Source organism: Rhodanobacter panaciterrae (assembly GCF_014651895.1).
Taxonomy (GTDB): domain Bacteria; phylum Pseudomonadota; class Gammaproteobacteria; order Xanthomonadales; family Rhodanobacteraceae; genus Rhodanobacter; species Rhodanobacter panaciterrae.
Genome location: NZ_BMXT01000001.1, coordinates 1,140,607 through 1,158,117 on the forward strand (window position 1 = coordinate 1,140,607; position 17,511 = coordinate 1,158,117).

The following is a 17,511-nucleotide window of genomic DNA, read 5'->3' on the forward strand; positions in this document are numbered from 1 at the left end:
GCGCTTCAGCTCGCCGTGGCGCAGCGATTGCGGCCGTTGTGCTTGGCCTCATACAGCGCCTTGTCGGCACGCGACAGCCATTGTTCGATGGATTCACCCGGATGCAGCGCGGCGATGCCGATGCTGACAGTCACCGGGATCATGCATCCGTCGTGGGCCACCGTCGTACTGGCCAGTGCCGTGCAGATGCGCCCGGTGATTTCCTGCGCATGCTGCAGGCTGGTGTCGGGCAGGCACAGCACGAACTCCTCACCGCCATAGCGGCCAACCAGATCGCCTTGCCGGCAGTGCTGCTTGATCACCTCGATCGCACCGCGGATCACCGCATCGCCGGCTAGGTGGCCATGAGTGTCGTTGATCTGCTTGAAACGATCGAGGTCGAACAGCGCGATGCAGACCGAGCGCCCCTGTGCGCGCTCGCGCACGCCCCCGGCCAGTTCCAGAAAACGGCGCCGGTTGTAGACGCCGGTCAGTCCATCGGTGCTGGCCAGCTCGTCGAGGCGCAGGTTGGCGGCGAGCAGGTCGCGCGTGTGTTCGGCGATCTGCTGCTGCAACTGGGTGGCCTGCCGGCGCAGATAGAGCGTGCGCAGATGGACCAGCAGGAACACCAGCGCGATCAGCAGCAGTACGGCGATCAGCCGGCTGATCGTGGTTTCGTACCAGAGCGGCTTGACCACGATGCCGACACGGGTTTCGACGGTGCGGGGTTGCATGCCGTGGGTCGCCGCACGCAACTGCAGCCGGTAGTCGCCGTGGGGCAGGTTGGTATAGATCGCGCTGGGCAGACCGCCTCGGGGGATCTTGGTCCAGTCGTCGTCGAGGCCTTCCATGCGATAGCTGTAGGAGGTTTCGAGCGGTGTCTGGTAGTCGAGCAGGGCGAAGTCCAGCCGCAGGTTGCGGCTGTGCGAATCCATGCGGATGGTCTGGCCGTCGCGGGGAAGTTCCCCGAACGGCACTTCGTTGCCATTGACGATGGCATGGGTGATCGTCAGCGGCGCGGCTGCGGCTGCCGGCGCACGCCAGTGCGGCCGGATCACAGTCAACCCGCCGAGACCACCGAACAGCAGTTCGCCACCCGGCGCCCGCGCGGCACCCACGTAGACATAACTGGGGATGTGCAGGCCATCGCGCGGGCCGAGGTTGTGCACGGTCTGCGTGTCGCTGTCGATCATTGACACGCCATTGGAAGTGCTGACCCACAGGTTGCCGCGGTCGTCATCCTGTATGCCACTGATCTTGTCGCTGGTCAGTCCCTGCGCGATGCCGATGGTGCGGAAACGGTAGGGGCTGCCTGGCGAATAATGGTCGATCACACCCAGCCCGCCGGAGGTGCTTACCCACAGTCGCTGCTGCGGATCCAGCGTGATCGAGCTGATGTAGTTCTGCGGCAGGCTGGAGGGATCGCCGTTGCGGTGGGTCAGATTCTCGAAGCCGTCACGGTCCAGCGAGTTGCTGGCAATGCTGATGCCGTGGGTGGTGCCGTACCACCAGCTGTCGCCGACGCGATCGATCTGCCGCACGGTGTCGCTGCCGAGGCTGTTCGGATCCTTCGGATCGTGACTGACATGATCGAGTACACCGCTACTGGTGTCGTAGCGATACAGGCCGTCATAGGTGCCGATGAGGATGCGTGAGCCGTCCCGTTGCAGGCTCAGTACCGGTTTGTTTCCCAGCTCCGGCACGATCGAGGGCTGGATGGCCAGCGTGTCGGGATTGATCCGGGCCAGCCCCTGGGTGCCGACCACGATCGAACCATCCGCTGTCTCGACGAAGGTCTGCACGTCGCGACGGATCTGGTTGCCGCCCAGCTGCAGATGGCTCATGCGGCCGACTTTGAGATCGATCATGTCGATCCGGCCAGAACCCAGGCCAAGCCAGATGCGGCCGCGTGTATCGACATAGATGCCGCGTACGCTGGTATCGCTCAGCGCGTTCTGCTCCAGCGGCGAGGGCAGCAGCGAGAAGGCCGTGCGCGCGTTGGGGTTTGTGCGGGCGAGGCCGAGGTCGGTAGCGACCCAGATATTGCCCGAGCGATCCTGCAGCAAGCCGCGCACCGAATCGCCCGGCAACGAGGAGGCGATCGCTGCATCGTGCTTGATCTGGCGCAGTTGGGTATCGCCCGCGGTGTACGCGAGCACGCCGCTGCCGTCGGTGGCAATCCACATCGTGTCCGCTGCGATCTCCAGAAAATCGCGCGCGGTGGCTTGCTGGGCACCGTTCCGGGAGCCGCTGAAGCCCGGCACCGGATGCCACTGGCCGTCGGTATCGCGATAGGCCGCGCCGGCCTGCCCACTGCCGACCCATAGCCGGCCAGCACGATCCTCATGGATGGCCCAGATCTGGTTGTTCAGCACGCTGGCCACGATGCCGGCCGGATACTCCGGCTGCTCGAACGCGGTCGCGCCGGCACGGCGCACGAACAACCCCTTGTTATTGCCCAGCCATAGATTGCCGGCGCGATCCTGCATCACGCTGAAGTTGCGTGGCGCGGTGCCGGCACCGGTTTGCATCCGGGTAATCGTGTCGGTGTGCAGATCGAGGTGATCCAGCCCCGCATCGGTGGCGATCCAGACACCACCGGCGTGATCATCGGCGAGGTCGTAGATCTTGCCGTCCGAGGTGCCGTTCGCGCCGATCGGATAGTTGTGGAAGCGATTGGTCGCCGGGTCGAGGCGCACCAGTCCACCGGCGTTGGTGCCGATCAGCAAACCACCGTCGGGCAGTGCGAGCAGGCTGCGCACATAGGCGTCGGGCAACGCCGGATTGCTGCCGTCGCGAGTGTCGAAGACCTGCGTGCGATAGCCGTCATAGCGGGCCAGGCCGACCATCGTGCCGACCCAGACCAGACCGCGCTGATCCTGTGCGATCGAGGTGGTGATCGACTGCGGCAGCCCTTCGGCAATGCCGGTCTGATCGAACCAGGGTGCGTCGAACGGTGCCCATGGGTCGCCGGGCGAGGTTGCAGCAGCAGCGGCGAAAGACAGCAACAGCAGCCCGAGCAGGCTCAGACAGCAACGGCGAAAGCGGCGCTGCGGATCACTCATGCGGCGCGCAGGTGACCGGGTCCATGCATGCAGGCAATGCCTGTATCCATGGCCATCGATGTAGAGGAAAAGTGCAACCCGGACTTCACTTACGTCCCGCCCCCCGGCGTGCATGGCGGGTCAAGGCCGCCATGGAGTCCATCATAGCGGCAAATCCCGCTCACGATGACGGCAGGGAAGATCAAGCGGGGTGGCGCACCGCTTGCGGCAGAGCATGCGTGCAAGCTCGACGCAGTCGGTGCGCCTCTGCCTTACCCGCCTGTGGCGGGCGTCAGTGCCAGGGCTTTTCGTAGCTCGTCACGCGCTGCGAGGAAATCCGCCTGCCAAGCCGGGTCCCGCAGCAATTGGGCTGCGATGACGGTGCCGGCGATCCGGCCTGCTTCCACGTCGCTCGGGAAATGCACGCCCATCACGACGCGATGCCGGGCGTAGAGTGCCGCACGATCGAAGATGGCAGTTCGCTTCTCCGGCAACATGTTGGCCAGCAGGACCGCGGTGGTGTAGCCGAACGTGGCATGCCCGCTCGGATAGCTCCAGTCGCCGGGCTTTTCCACGCTCAGCGGATGCACCTGGTCGGAGACCTCAGCCGGTCGCGGATGGTGCCAGAAGGATTTGGCCGCGTCGACGGTGACCTTGTCGAGTTTGTTTACACGTTTGAAAAACGCGGCCGTGCGGGGCAGAGCATCAGCTGTCAGACCCGGGCCGAGCACGTCGGCAAAACGGAATGCCGAACGCTCCGCGTCGGCCTTGGCCGCTTTGTCATCGGCCGTGGTTCTCGCCGACTGCACAACGAGTACGGCCTGGAGATCATCCAGCGCGGCTGGTGACCCTGCTGCTGGCGGTGGTGCCAGCAGCAGGGTCAGGTCGATGGCATCCGTCCTGGTGCTCCCATCGGCGGCAAGTGCCGGGACGACGGGCAGCAACAGTGCAACGAGCAGGAGAAAACGGCGGGCCATCATTGGAAATTGGCCGACAGAGTGACGAAAAAGTTGCGCTCGGGAATGGTGTAATACAGTGGCGTGCCAGCACCACCGGTGGTGCCAGCCAGGGCGTTGATGGTCGTGTTGTTGAACACGTTGTTGACCTGCACGCCGATCTTGAAGTCCTTCAGGTCACTGATGTGCGGATCGAACTTGTAGCTCACGGCGAAGTTGGTCACCGCATAGCCGCCAATCGGCGTGTCGTCCTCCACATTGGCCGTGTAATAGGTCTTGCCGACGAACTTGTCGACCAGGGACGCGTAGAAGGGACCGTTGCTGTAGATGAAGCCCAGCGCAGCGGTCTTGTGCGGCGTGTTCGCGTTCCACGCGTTGTCGGTGGTCTGGATCGCACGGTTGAGCGAGCCGTTGGCGTATACACTGAAACCGCCGCCCAGCATGTAAGTGCCTTCGAGCTCGAGGCCTTTGTAATGCACGCCGCCGCCGTTGTAGAACTCTTTGATACCGCCGATCTTGCGGCTCTGGACGAAATTGTTGAAGTTGATCTTGTAGATGTCGCCCGACAGCGTCAGGCGATCGTTGGTCCAGGTCGTGCCGAGCTGGAGATTGGTGGTTTTTTCCGGCTGCACCGCACTGTCGGAGACGGTGGGGTTCGGCACGTAGAGCAGGTTGAGGTTGGGTGCCAGGTAGCCTTTGGCCCACTGTGCGTAGGCCGTCCAGTTCGAGCTGAACGCATAGTGGAGCGCAGCCGATGGCAGGGTGGCGTTCCAGGCCTTGGAGTAGTTCAGCGGGGTTCCCGTTTTCTGGTTCACCGAGGCGTCGAGGTTGCGCTTGAAGTAGTTGTACTTCACGCCGCCGATGAACCAGGCGTTGTCGGTGATGTTCCACTGATATTCGACAAACGGCTGGACCGTGACCAGCGAGTCGTTCATGCGGCGATCGGCCGATGCCAGCGCCAGCGTAGGTGCGCCGGGCGCGATCACGGGATTCAACTGGTTGAGCGTGTCGTCGAATTCATACAGCCAGCGTATGTCGTCCTGGTGGTCGTACCACACACCGGTGCGCACTTCGCCCGGACCGATCTCCTTGCTGAGACGGAAGATGTCGCCCCACGAGCGGTTGGTGTTGCGCATGTGCTGGCCGGGCACGTCTGTTGGGCTGTAGAAGGTGCCATTGGGCGTTTCGCCGTTCGGGTCTTCGCCGTTGTAGCCGAAATGGTTGTAGCCGTAGGTGTAAGCCTTGTTGTCGATCGTCCAGCCGGCGAACTCCGAATGCAGGCCGATGTAGCCCATGTTGGTGTTGATCTTGTCCTGGTTGTAGCGGTAGTAGGCCTGACTGGTCGGGTCGTTGTTCAGTCCATAGTTCACGCCGTACTGTGCGATCTGCGCCTTGGTGGCGCCGAACGGCACGTACTGGTTGAGGTTGTTGTACATGGCAGCGAAGGTCAGCGTGGTGTGGTCGCCCAGCGGCTGCACGACCTTGGCGAACACGCTCTGACGGCGCTGGCCGGAGTAGGTGAGATAGCCGTCCGAATCGCTGTTCTGCACGTTGATCACGGCGCTGGTGCCGCTGTTGGTGAAGCGGCCCGTATCGATGCGGGCGCCTTCCACGGACGTGTTCCAGCTGCCCAGAGTGATATACGGGCTGATGCCGAATTGATTCTTCGGACTGATCGAATCCACCGAAATGGTGCCGCCGAACGTGGCATTGCCCAGCGTGCTGGCCGTGCCAGGCCCGCGATCGACCACGACACTGCTGGTTTCCTGATTGGTGAAGTACGAGGTGGAATGGTGCGTGAAGTCGTTGGAGTCCATCCACGGAATGCCATCGAACGTCACGTTGTACTGACCGTCCTGGAAGCCACGAATGGAAACGACCGCCGATTCCATCAAGCCAGAGCCGTTTGGCGTCACGGTGTACACGCTCGGTGCGATGGCCGCGGCGTCGGAGTAGTCGCCGGTGGGCGCAATGTTTTCCTGTATGTACGTGCTGCCGATGATCGACTGCGGCTGGGTCGCCACGGTCGAGCCCTGGGTGGGGGCGATATCGCTCACGGTCGTGGCGGTACCGGTGACCTGGACCGCGCTGAGATTCTGGGCATTTTGTATCGTGGCGGTGTTCGCTGCCGCACCGTTGGTAGAACCCGTAGTGGCATCTGTCGTCGTGGTGTCGCCGGCAAAGGCGGGGCCGGACAGAATGGCGGCGATGCAGAGGGCGAGAAGGGCAGGTTTGCGAAAATCGGTGGTCGAGGTCGGCCGCGTCATGGGTTGTCCCAAAGTTGTTGTTGGTTAGGGGCGCAGTGCGGGGCGCAAACCTAGTTATCCGATATGACAATTTGGCAACAGCCGTATTAATTGAAAATCTTTCGACATAATCGAAAGTTAATGCGCTAAGCCAGAGCTAAGCTTGGTAATGTGATTCGATTGAAATCGGCGTAATGGGTGATTTTCATCACCGATTAATGCCGTCGAATATCGCGATTTAGAAGAGCGCCTGGATCGGCGCTTCGCGATCAAGGCGCACACCTGGACATGCGTGCGGAGCGGGGCATTCATCGCTGGTGACTGGCCGCATGTCTTATCATCCGACTATGTCATCCCGTGTTTCATCCAGCGCCCCCGGCCTGTTCGCCGAACCCGATGCACTCAAGCCGCTGGCCGAGCGCATGCGCCCGCGCAGCCTTGACGAGATCGTCGGCCAGCAGCGGCTGGTCGGGCCGGACAAGGCGCTGCGCCGCGCGCTCGAAGCCGGCAAGATCCATTCGATGGTGCTGTGGGGGCCGCCCGGTTGCGGCAAGACCACGCTGGCGTTGCTGGTGGCGCGTTACGCCGATGCGGATTTCCGCGCGATCTCCGCCGTGCTGTCCGGCCTGCCGGACGTGCGCAAGGCGCTGGCCGAGGCCGAGGTGAATTTTGCGCAGGGCCGGCGCACCGTGCTGTTCGTCGACGAAGTGCACCGCTTCAACAAGACCCAGCAGGATGCGTTCCTGCCGCATATCGAAAAAGGCGTGATCATCTTCATCGGTGCCACCACCGAGAACCCGTCGTTCGAACTGAACTCCGCGCTGCTGTCGCGCTGCCGCGTGCACGTGCTGGAACCGATCTCGACCGACGATATCGTGGCGGCACTCAAGCGTGCGCTGGGCGACAGCGAGCGCGGCCTCGGCGAGTTGCAGCTGCAGGTAGGCGACGAGTCGCTGGAATCGATCGCCCAGGCCGCCGACGGCGACGTGCGCCGTGCGCTGACCCTGCTGGAAATCGCCGCCGAGTTGGCCGAAGACAAGCGTATCGACGAAGTCACCTTGACTCAGGTGCTGGCCGACCGCACCCGTCGCTTCGACAAGATGGGCGAGCAGTTCTACGACCAGATCTCGGCGCTGCACAAGTCGGTGCGCTCATCCGATCCCGACGCCGCGGTGTACTGGCTGTGCCGCATGCTCGATGGCGGCGTCGATCCGCTGTACCTGGCCCGACGCATGACGCGCATGGCGGTGGAAGACGTCGGCTTGGCCGAGCCCCGCGCCTGGCGCATGGCGCTGGACGCGTGGGATACCTATGAACGTCTCGGCAGTCCCGAAGGTGAGCTCGGCCTGGCCCAGTTGGCGATCTGGCTGGCGATCTCGCCCAAGAGCAACGCCGCCTACATGGCCTACAACAAGGCCCGCGCCGCGATCCGCGAGGGCGGCACCTTGGAAGTGCCGATGCACCTGCGCAACGCGCCGACCAAGTTGATGAAAGGCCTCGGCTACGGCAAGGGCTACCAGTACGACCACGACGCCGAAGGTGGCATCGCCCTCGACCAGCAATGCCTACCCGACGAACTCGTCGGCAGCGTGTTCTACGAACCGGTCGAACGCGGGCTGGAACTGCAGCTGCGCGAGAAACTGCTGGCCCTGCGCGCCGCCCGCGAGAAGGCCCGCAAGTAGGAGCCCGCTCGCGGGCGATGCTCTGATGAAACGATGCATCGCGCTTCAGGCACTGCTGCGCGCGCCCTTGCCGTAGTCGCGACGTCCGGCATAAATTCCCTGCATCAATCGGGAGGGTGAATCATGCGCGTGCTCGTGGCAGGTCTGATCGGCGGCATTCTGATGTTCGTGTGGGGTGTGATGGCGCATATGGCGCTCGGCCTGGGCAATGTAGGCATCAAGCAGCCGGTCAATGAAAACGTGGCGCTCAGCGGCCTGCAGGAAGGGCTGGGCGGACAGGCCGGTGTGTACATACTGCCGTCGCTGGATCCCAAGAAGATGGGCGACGCGGCCGAAGTCAGGACGTATTCGATCAAGGCTGTCCGCTCGCCGTATGCCTGGGTGGTCTATCAGCCGCAAGGCACCGACATGATGCAGATGGGCCCGCAGATCGGCCGGCAATGGGCGTCCGATACCCTGAGCGCGCTGGCGCTGGCGTTCGTGATGGGTCTGGCCGTGCTCGGCTTCCGTCGCCGTCTCGCCATTGCTGCCGCCGCGGCGGTGTTCGCCTGGCTCAGCACCATGCTGCCGTACTGGAACTGGTATCGCTTCCCGCTCGACTTCACGCTCGCCGCCCTCGCCGAACAACTGATCGGCTGGCTGATCGCCGGCGCCGCAATGGCCTGGTGGCTGGGCCGCAGCGAACACAAGCTGGCCAGCTGAGTTGTTGCCTTGCTCCCTCCCCTACGTGCAGCAGGGGAGGGCTGGGGAGGGGTGAAGCTCCCACGCCAACCGCAAGTTGCATTGCGGCAATAGCCGCCCGGCAGCGATAATTCAGGGTTCAAGCCTTATCTGGACTCGATCATGCTGGATCCCGCACTGCTGCGCTCGCGCCTCGCCGAAACCGCCGCACGCCTCAAGGAAACCCGCAACTACACGCTCGACGTGTCCGCCGTCGAGGCGCTGGAGAGTTCGCGCAAGCAGCTGGCGATGGAGACGCAGGAGCTGCAGAACCTGCGCAACACGCGTTCCAAGGCGATCGGGCAGGCCAAGGCAAAGGGTGAGGACGTCGCCGCGCTGATGGCCGAGGTCGCCGGCCTGGGCGACAAGCTCAAGGCCAACGAGCAGGCACTGGCCGATGCGCAGGCGAAGCTCGCCGAGATCGCGCTGGGCATTCCGAACATCCCGCACGCGTCCGTGCCGGTCGGCAAGGACGAGCACGACAACGTCGAGACAAACCGCTGGGGCACGCCGCGCAGCTTCGATTTTGCGGTGAAGGATCACGTCGAGCTGGGCGAGCGTCACGGCTGGCTCGATGGAGACGCCGGCGCCAAGCTGTCCGGTGCGCGCTTCACCGTGCTGCGCGGCCAGCTCGCGCACCTGCACCGCGCACTCGGCCAGTTCATGCTCGACCTGCACACCGGCGAACACGGCTACCTCGAATGCAACGTGCCGGTGATCGTCAACGCCGAGAGCATGCAGGGCACCGGCCAGCTGCCGAAGTTCGAGGAAGACCTGTTCGCCACCGAAGTCGGCGAGACGAAGCGCTACCTGATCCCCACCGCCGAAGTCTCGCTGACCAACCTGGTGCGCGACACCATCCTGGACGCCGACGCATTGCCGCTGCGCATGACCGCGCACACGCTGTGCTTCCGCGCCGAGGCCGGCAGCTACGGCCGCGACACCCGCGGCATGATCCGCCAGCACCAGTTCGAGAAAGTCGAGATGGTGCAGATCGCCCGCGCCACCCACTCGTATGTGCAACTGGAAGAAATGGTCGGCCACGCCGAGAAGGTGCTGCAGAAACTCGGCCTGCCATACCGCAAGCTGCTGCTGTGCACCGGCGACATGGGCTTCGGCTCGACCAAGACCTATGACCTCGAAGTGTGGCTGCCCAGCCAGCAGGCCTATCGCGAAATCTCCAGCTGCTCCAACTGCGAGGACTTCCAGGCGCGTCGCCTGCAGGCCCGCGTGCGCAACGCCGATACCGGCAAGCCCGAACTCGTGCACACCTTGAACGGCTCCGGCCTCGCCATCGGCCGCACGCTCATCGCGGTGATGGAGAACTACCAGAACGCCGACGGCTCGATCACCGTGCCTGAAGCCCTGCGCCCGTACATGGCCGGGCTGGACCGCATTGCATGAACGCGCCGGCGCCCGTTCGCGGGAAGTGGGACAAGGTCGAGTTCTACACCAGCTACTTCTTGCTGCTGGTGCTGATCTCCTTCATCGGCACGCGGCTGGCTTTCGCCACCGTGTGGCAACTGCCGACCATCGACTTCGTCCTCTCGGTCATCGCCATGCTGCTGGTCCTCGCCAGCTTCTGGTTCGGCCGCCACAGCCGCCGCTGGCGCCTGTGGACCATCGGTTTCGCCACCGCCACCCAGATCGTGCCGATGGTGATCCGCGAACCGGTGCTGTTGTTCCCGTTGCTCGGTGCGCTGATCCCGATCGCGATCCTGGTGGGGTGTCTGATGGCGCTGTCGAAGAAGGACGCAAACGCTAGCCCACCGACAGGTTCCTGATAAACTTCGACGCTCGCTGGCAGCTCAAGCTGATCAGCAACAAATTTGGAGAGGTGGCCGAGCGGTTTAAGGCAGCAGTCTTGAAAACTGCCGTAGTGGTAACACTACCGTGGGTTCGAATCCCACCCTCTCCGCCATATAGCAAAGGGCCCTGATTTTTCAGGGCTTTTTTTGTGCTCGGAGAAATTGGCGCGTGGATGCCGGCATTCATGTGGGTCTGCTTGTCCATTTATGGCAGACGGGTAGTTTCAGACTAACCTCCTATGAGGGGAAGATTTTCGCGCTAGATCCTTGGGTGGCATTCCAAGTGAAGAAGTGCCCTTGGCTGTCGCGCCGCCAGCAGCACTGAGACCTTGCAAGCGCAGTGGAGATGCGGCTCCGAGTGCGCCATGATCGGAGGACTGTGCCGTTCTTAGCCTTAGTTCTGTCGCCTTGAGCCGAAAGTGGCTAATTGCATATGGGGATGGCCGTTTACGGCACGAAAAGTGCTTTGAATAGCGTTTTGCAGGAAGGGGCCAAGATGGAATTTGAAGAGAGCGAATCGACGGGGGCTCAAGAGGGCGCCATCTTCCAGAGCAACTTGCCATTGGGGGAAAAATTAGAACGCGCCCGCCGCGAGCTTCTGGATCTATCCGCTCGAAATCGGCTTCTGAATATGCCGAGGGGCGCGAGCAAGGGCCGTTCCATTGAAATCGTCGACGAGAAGACCAGTGAGGTCTTCCGCCTGTTAGCGCGGGAGGGGAAAGCGTTCACTTTCGTCGCAGGAAGGGCAGCAGAAACCGATGCTCTGGTGCCTGTTGAAGGCGAGGCGGCAAAGGAGGCTGATGAAATCTTGGAGCTGGCGCAGCCCGACGACGAAACCACTGACGAGCGAGGCATCCTACGACGCCACACGGATACGAAGCTCCAAACCCGCTTGACAGGGAAAGGGCTCCAAAAGCGTCTGTTGGAGCTCTACCTGGATTCAAAAACACTGGAAGAAGAGCAAGGTGTCAATGTCCTGTTCCTTACGCTGGGAGCGATGAAGTGGGTTGATCCGAACAATGCAGCCAATGTTCGATATGCCCCACTTTTGCTGGTGCCCGTGACACTGGATCGAGGCAACGCAGGCGAACGATTTAATCTTCGCGCGCGGCCCGAAGATTTCGCATCAAACCTGTCTCTGGAAGCCTATCTTGATCGCGTCCATGCCATACGCATGCCGGCCTTCGAAGCCAGTGACAACTTTGACCCGCTGCCTTATCTGGAAGAGGTCAGGACATGCATTAAGACCAAACCCGATTGGGATGTGCTGGTCGATGACATGTCGGTTGGATTCTTCTCTTTCGCCAAGTTTTTGATGTATCGCGATCTGGACGCAGCAGTCTGGCCGCAAGGGGCGAAGATCAGCGATCGGCCTCTGATCCGCGGCTTGTTGTCCGACGGGTTCAGTGGTGGCAGCGGCATGGCGGATGAAGACGCCAATATTGATCCGCTGATTCCGCCCTCGGACATGCTCCACATCCTCGACTGTGACAGTTCGCAAGCACTCGCGATCTACGAAGTGCGTAGAGGCCGCGACTTGGTCATTCAAGGTCCGCCGGGCACAGGCAAGAGCCAGACCATCGCCAACATCATTGCCTCGGCCATTAAGGATGGAAAGAGCGTTTTGTTTGTGGCCGAGAAAATGGCCGCGTTGGAAGTGGTGAAGCGGCGGCTCGATGAAAAAGGCGTTGGCGATGCTTGCTTGGAACTCCACAGCAACAAGACAAACAAACGTGCGGTGCTAGAAGAGTTACGGCGAACTTGGGAGCTAGGCGCGCCGCGTGGCGAAGATCCGGGCACGCTATTTGCCCGACTGACCGAAGCACGTGATGCACTCAATGCACACGCCACCCGCCTGCACCAGGTGGAGGATGCATCGGGTCTCTCAGCTCATCAAGTGATGGGACAGCTGACGCGCTTGCGGGCGGAGGGTGAGAAAGCCAACGACCTTGCTTTGGGTTCGCCTGAACAGTGGGGTCTGGATGGGTTTGCCATGCGTCGGGGGTTGTTGGTCGATTTGGCCACTCGCGTCGAAGACATCGGCAAGCCCGCCGATCACGCTTGGGTTGGGGTTGGGCTCGAAGCCATCACCCCTGCAGATATGGACAGGCTGATTGATAAAGTTCAATCCTTGGCCACACATTTGGCCAATGCATCGACGCATTTCGAACAAGTGGCGGCGTTGGTCGAACTTGAGTCACCCCATCGCTTCACCGATCTCGCCTCCATCGTTGAACTCTGTCAGCGAATCGCCAGAGCCCCGGCACTTTCAGCAGAGGCCATGGGACATGGAGCATGGACGCAAGAGGAAACAATCCAGGCGCTCCTGCGCGAAGGGCAGCGTTATGAACAGGCGCGTCATGCGCTCAATGGAAAGCTGAAGGATGCGGCGTGGGATGCTGATCTAACTGGAGCCCATCAGGCGCTGTCGGAACTTCCAGCAACATTTGCGTCTGCTCAGTTCGAGCGCCTGAAACACGCCGTCGAAACGTTGCCGCGTCTATTGACCGAGAGCGATGCCCTTGCACACGCTTTAGGACGGGAAACAGGTGCGACGCTGGCGGATATGGAATTGCTCGGGCGCATTGGCGAGCGAGTGGCAGCGGCACCGCCGGCAAGTCCCGAAACTTTTGCTTCCGATCTCTGGGATGGTGGCGTGGAGCGCGCAGGCGATCTTGCTGCCGCGGTCGCCACACTGGAAACCACGCACACCACGCTCGGCACCCAGCTTTCCGAGATGGCGTGGGATCTGGATCTGGCACCTGCTCGTGCGACGTTGGCTGCTCGTGGAACCAGTTTCTTTCGGCTCTTGAGCGGTGAATGGCGCCGGGCGAATCGTTTGGTTCAATCCGTCGTCACCACTCCAAACCTGCCATTGCCGGTCACCTTGGCGCTTTTGGACACGTTGGCTCGTGGGCAAGCCGCCAAGCGAAGCATTCAGAAGGAAGAAACTTTTGGTCGGAGCGCGTTTGGCGACGATTGGCGGGGTGAGCGTTCACGATCAGCGCCCATGCTGGCACTCGTTGAGTGGATGCGCTCTCTCAAAGGTTTGGGCGCGGAGCCAAGAATCATCGCATCGCGTAGTCCTGAGAAAACTGACATCGCATTTCGTTCCAAGCACCTCAACGAACTTCGGACTGCCATCACTCCGGCGCTCCATGACGTCTGGACCGATCTGGCCCAAGTGCGGGCAGCGGCCGTGGGCGAAGTGCCCGTGGTGGAGAAGGCTGATCTCCCGACTCTCCTGCAAATGGCTGTCCGGTATACGCATGCACGTTCCACTGCTGGTGCTGTTGCGGCGGCACTTCCCGATGCCGCTGGCGATATTGGCGCCCTGCTGGATCGCCTGGCAGCGGGACAATTGGCTCGAGAAGCCGTGCGAACCCAAGCCGCCTTCGGCCTAGATGCGTTTGGTGACGCTTGGCACGACGAGACCTCGGATTGGGCCTATTTGGTTGGGGCTTCCGCGTGGATGGTTGCCAATGCAGACATTCGAGCGCTCGCCGGGCGGGTGAGGGAGCGTGCCAGTTTGCTCCCGCGTGCGAAGCTGCTGGTGGCAGCAAAAGCCCATGCGCTGACCAGCTTCAACGCGATTGCCGCTGATCTTCAACTGGATCTCGTCGCCTCCGTGGGAGCGTCCAATGTGGAGGAGGCGGTCATCGCCACAGTGACGTGGCGATTAAACCGCTGGATTGCCGAGCATGAGCAGTTGTTTCGGTGGGTGGCATATCGAGACCGGGCTGCACAAACCACGAAGTTCGGATGTGGTGATGTGGTTGCCCGTTTGGGCGATGGCAGGTTGGCATCAAAGGCGGTCGTTCCAGCCTTTGAAATGGCGTATTTCGAGGCGACCTATTCCCGCATGGTGCGTGCCCGCCCGGACCTCGGCCGCTTTGACGGTGTGACACATGGTCGTTTGGTGCGCGAATTTGCCAAACTGGACCGGGAGCGAATCAATGCCGCGCAAGTGGAAGTGGTGCGCGCGCATTACCGAGCGGTTCCACCGAGGGATGGTGGTGCGTTGGGACCCTTGGGGGTATTGCGAGGGGAAATCCAGAAGCGGCGGGGGCATATGCCCGTCCGAAAGCTGATCGAGCGCGCTGGGCCTGCGGTAAGGGCGTTGAAACCCGTGTTCATGATGAGCCCGCTTTCCGTCGCTCAGTTTCTAACACCCGGGGCAATGACATTCGATCTACTGGTGATGGATGAGGCCAGCCAGATCCAGCCAGTCGATGCACTGGGTGCAGTTGCGCGTGCTGAACAGGTGGTGGTTGTGGGTGATCCCAAACAGCTGCCACCCACCGCGTTTTTCGCGAAGATGACCGCGGCCATCGACGAGGATGACGATGAAGACAATGCCGCCACGGTGGCCGACATTGAAAGCATCCTCGGCCTGTTCACTGCGCGCGGTCTGCCGATGCGCATGCTTCGCTGGCACTACCGCAGCCGGCATCAGTCCTTGATCGCGGTGAGCAATCAACAATTCTACGAAAACAAGCTCTTCATCGTCCCCAGCCCCTACACCGCCCATAGCGGAAATGGACTGCGGTTTCACTATGTCCCCGAAGGGCTATTTGACACGGGCAACAAGCGAAACAATTTGGTCGAAGCCAAAGTGGTTGCGCAGGCGATCATTGCCCATGCCCAAAGCCATCCGAAGCTCTCGCTGGGCGTTGCTGCGTTCTCCGCTGCACAACGTCGAGCCATCATCGACGAGTTGGAAGTACTCCGTCGTGGCTTGCCGGCAGAAGTCGAGGAGTTCTTCAAGGCGCACCGGTCTGAACCTTTCTTCGTGAAAAATCTGGAAAACGTCCAGGGTGACGAGCGCGATGTCATCTTCATTTCGGTGGGCTATGGTCGTTCCGTGCCAGGAGGGCGGGTGCCAATGCGTTTTGGTCCTCTGGGGACCGAGGGTGGTGAGCGTCGTTTGAACGTGCTGATCAGTCGGGCGAAGCGTCGGTGCGATGTGTTCGCATCAATGACCGACGAGGACATTGAGCCCAGCTTCGCCGCCGGCAAGAAGGGTGTGTTTGCCTTTCGTTTGTTCCTCCAATATGCCCGCACGGGCAAGCTTTTCACCGCTGAACATACGGGTCGAGATTTCGACAGCGTGTTTGAGGAGCAGGTTGCTCATGCCTTGCGGACGCGAGGCTATGAAGTTCAGCCTCAAGTCGGTATCGCAGGCTTTTTCATCGATTTGGCGATCATCGACAACGACCGACCTGGCCGCTACCTGCTCGGAATTGAGTGTGACGGGGCGCCTTATCACAGCGCGCGGTCTGCTCGGGATCGTGACCGCCTACGTCAAGCTGTATTGGAAGAGCACGGGTGGACGATTCATCGGATCTGGAGCACCGACTGGTTCCAGCGTCCCGCTGAGCAATTGGAGTTGGTGGTTCAACGCATCGAGGCGATCAAAGCAGAATTTGATGAGCACCAGGAAGAAGTTCGTTTGACCGATCAGTTGGACGTTGAGGCGCCTTATGTAGAACGCGAAGACACCCAGGTCGGTGGTGACGCCGACACGGAGTTTGTTCCCTATGAAGAAGTGGCCCTCAAAAAGCCTGCGCATCGGTCAGAAGATCTCCATCTCACGCCGCCAGGCATCTTGACTGATCTGGTTGTTCAAGCTGTCACGACGGAAGGCCCAGTTCATGCTGACCAAGTGACCACTCGCGTCCGCGATGCATGGGGCCTCAAACGGACTGGTGCACGGATAGAAGAAGCTGTCAACAAATCCGTGGACATCGCTGTGCGACTTGGTCGGATCATTCGTCGCGGAGAGTTCTTGTCGTTACCTGACGTCGTGCCAGTGCCGCGGGATCGCTCAGAAGTGGTCGCGATCGCTCTGCGGAAAGCTGAGATGTTGCCGCCCAGCGAGATTGAGGTGGCGATATTGACTGTGGTGCGTAAGAACTTCGGGGCCACGCGTGAACAAGTTATCCAAGCGGTCGCGCGAGGGATGGGTATTCAAAACACCAGTGCCCAGGTGCGCGCTGTCATTGATGAGGTGGTGGCTTCGGTGCTCACGGCTCGGCGATTGGTTGAAGTTGGAGGGATGTTGACCAACGTGGCTGATTAAGAATGCGCGTCAGCACTTACGAACTGGCTAGCAGAAAAGGTGTCAGGGACAGGTGTCAGGGACCAAAAGAGGTGTCAGGGACAATTTCCTGAAAGGTGCTGCGGACGGATCGGTTCCGCTCGTGGGTCGAAGCCGGAGCCGGCTGTTTCGGCGTGGTGCGACAGATCGTACGAGCACCACGTTCTTCAAATTGTCCCTGACACCATTTTTTGTGTGCATGGGCGAGAACTGCAGCGATCAGAGATCCAGTGCGTGGATGACTTGGGTCGAATCGCCCGGGTCGAGCCGGCGACGAAAACCCAGATAGCTGGCGAGGTCGCGCATCCCCTCGTTGTCGGCGGCGTCGAGTGAGAGCATCTGCTTGAAGCCGTTCCTGCGGGCGAGATCGATCAGGTGGCGCATCAGCAGCACGCCGAGGCCGCGCTGGCGCCAGTCGTCGGCCACGGTCACCGCGCATTCGCAATGGCCTTGTTCGTCGGTAGCGCTGTAGCGGCTCACCCCGACTTCGCGCAGCTTGCCGTTGTCGTGGGCCAGCGCGACAAAGGCCATTCGCTGATCGTAGTCGACATCCATCAACTGGTTGATCAGTTCCGGGCTGGCCTCCTTGAACCCACCCAAAAAGCGGAACCGGCGCGAATCCGGTGACAGTCGGTGGATGAAGTCTTCCTCGCGCTCGCGATCCTCTTCCCGCAACGGGCGAATCAGTACGCGCGTACCGTCATTGAGCGATTCGATCCAGTGCGTACCGCCCAGTGACTCGAAATGGAGGGCGGAGGCGTCGTCGACGCTGGCTTGAAGATGAAGGGTGCTGGACATGGTGGTGTTCTCGATGCGTGATCGTGCGGCTCCGCAGCCCGGCAGGCGGGCACGGCAACTTGGCTTCCTGCACGATTCATTTGTACGCCGCTACCGGGCGGTGCCAGTTGACCTCCGTCAATTGGTCGCCGTGTCACGCTGCAGTGCGACGCTATGCGCGGGTGAAATGGGCGGATGG

9 protein-coding genes and 1 tRNA gene are annotated in these 17,511 nt (G+C 61.6%); 6 read left to right on the forward strand and 4 right to left on the reverse strand.

Annotation, left to right across the window (positions count from 1 at the left end):
- Positions 1-5 precede the first annotated feature (5 nt).
- From IE071_RS05355 to IE071_RS05365, 3 genes are all read right to left on the reverse strand, one after another.
- The gene (locus IE071_RS05355; protein ID WP_189440077.1) at positions 6-3,044 is read right to left on the reverse strand and encodes a ligand-binding sensor domain-containing diguanylate cyclase; all 3,039 of its coding nucleotides are present in this window, start codon (positions 3,042-3,044) and stop codon (positions 6-8) included.
- A 251-nt stretch (positions 3,045-3,295) separates the two neighbouring features.
- Positions 3,296-4,003, reverse strand: a complete 708-nt coding sequence (locus IE071_RS05360) for an acid phosphatase (RefSeq protein ID WP_189440078.1) — start codon at positions 4,001-4,003, stop codon at positions 3,296-3,298.
- Positions 4,000-6,246 (reverse strand): TonB-dependent receptor, encoded by a 2,247-nt coding sequence (locus tag IE071_RS05365; protein ID WP_189440079.1) that lies wholly within the window; start codon positions 6,244-6,246, stop codon positions 4,000-4,002. The genes IE071_RS05360 and IE071_RS05365 overlap by 4 nt, the downstream gene beginning before the upstream one ends.
- A gap of 326 nt (positions 6,247-6,572) precedes the next feature.
- On the opposite strand from IE071_RS05365, the gene IE071_RS05370 reads away from it, so the two are divergent.
- From IE071_RS05370 to IE071_RS05395, 6 genes are all read left to right on the forward strand, one after another.
- Positions 6,573-7,907: a replication-associated recombination protein A gene (locus tag IE071_RS05370; protein ID WP_189440080.1), complete on the forward strand. Its 1,335-nt coding sequence runs from the start codon at positions 6,573-6,575 to the stop codon at positions 7,905-7,907.
- 123 nt (positions 7,908-8,030) lie between these two features.
- Positions 8,031-8,609, forward strand: coding sequence for a hypothetical protein (locus tag IE071_RS05375; RefSeq protein ID WP_189440081.1), 579 nt, complete (start codon positions 8,031-8,033; stop codon positions 8,607-8,609).
- A gap of 141 nt (positions 8,610-8,750) precedes the next feature.
- Positions 8,751-10,031 (forward strand): serine--tRNA ligase, encoded by a 1,281-nt coding sequence (gene serS, locus IE071_RS05380; protein ID WP_189440082.1) that lies wholly within the window; start codon positions 8,751-8,753, stop codon positions 10,029-10,031.
- The gene (locus IE071_RS05385; protein WP_189440083.1) at positions 10,028-10,411 is read left to right on the forward strand and encodes an LrgA; all 384 of its coding nucleotides are present in this window, start codon (positions 10,028-10,030) and stop codon (positions 10,409-10,411) included. Before serS ends, IE071_RS05385 begins: the two co-directional genes overlap by 4 nt.
- 47 nt (positions 10,412-10,458) lie before the next feature.
- Positions 10,459-10,548: transfer RNA gene (locus tag IE071_RS05390), tRNA-Ser, on the forward strand.
- A 326-nt stretch (positions 10,549-10,874) separates the two neighbouring features.
- Positions 10,875-16,517, forward strand: coding sequence for a DUF3320 domain-containing protein (locus tag IE071_RS05395; RefSeq protein WP_229792760.1), 5,643 nt, complete (start codon positions 10,875-10,877; stop codon positions 16,515-16,517).
- Between the two features lie 237 nt (positions 16,518-16,754).
- Here the strand turns inward: IE071_RS05395 and IE071_RS05400 are convergent, their stop codons facing one another.
- Positions 16,755-17,333 carry a GNAT family N-acetyltransferase gene (locus IE071_RS05400; protein WP_189440084.1) on the reverse strand — a complete coding sequence of 193 codons (579 nt, stop codon included), beginning with the start codon at positions 17,331-17,333 and terminating at the stop codon, positions 16,755-16,757.
- Positions 17,334-17,511: the final 178 nt, after the last annotated feature.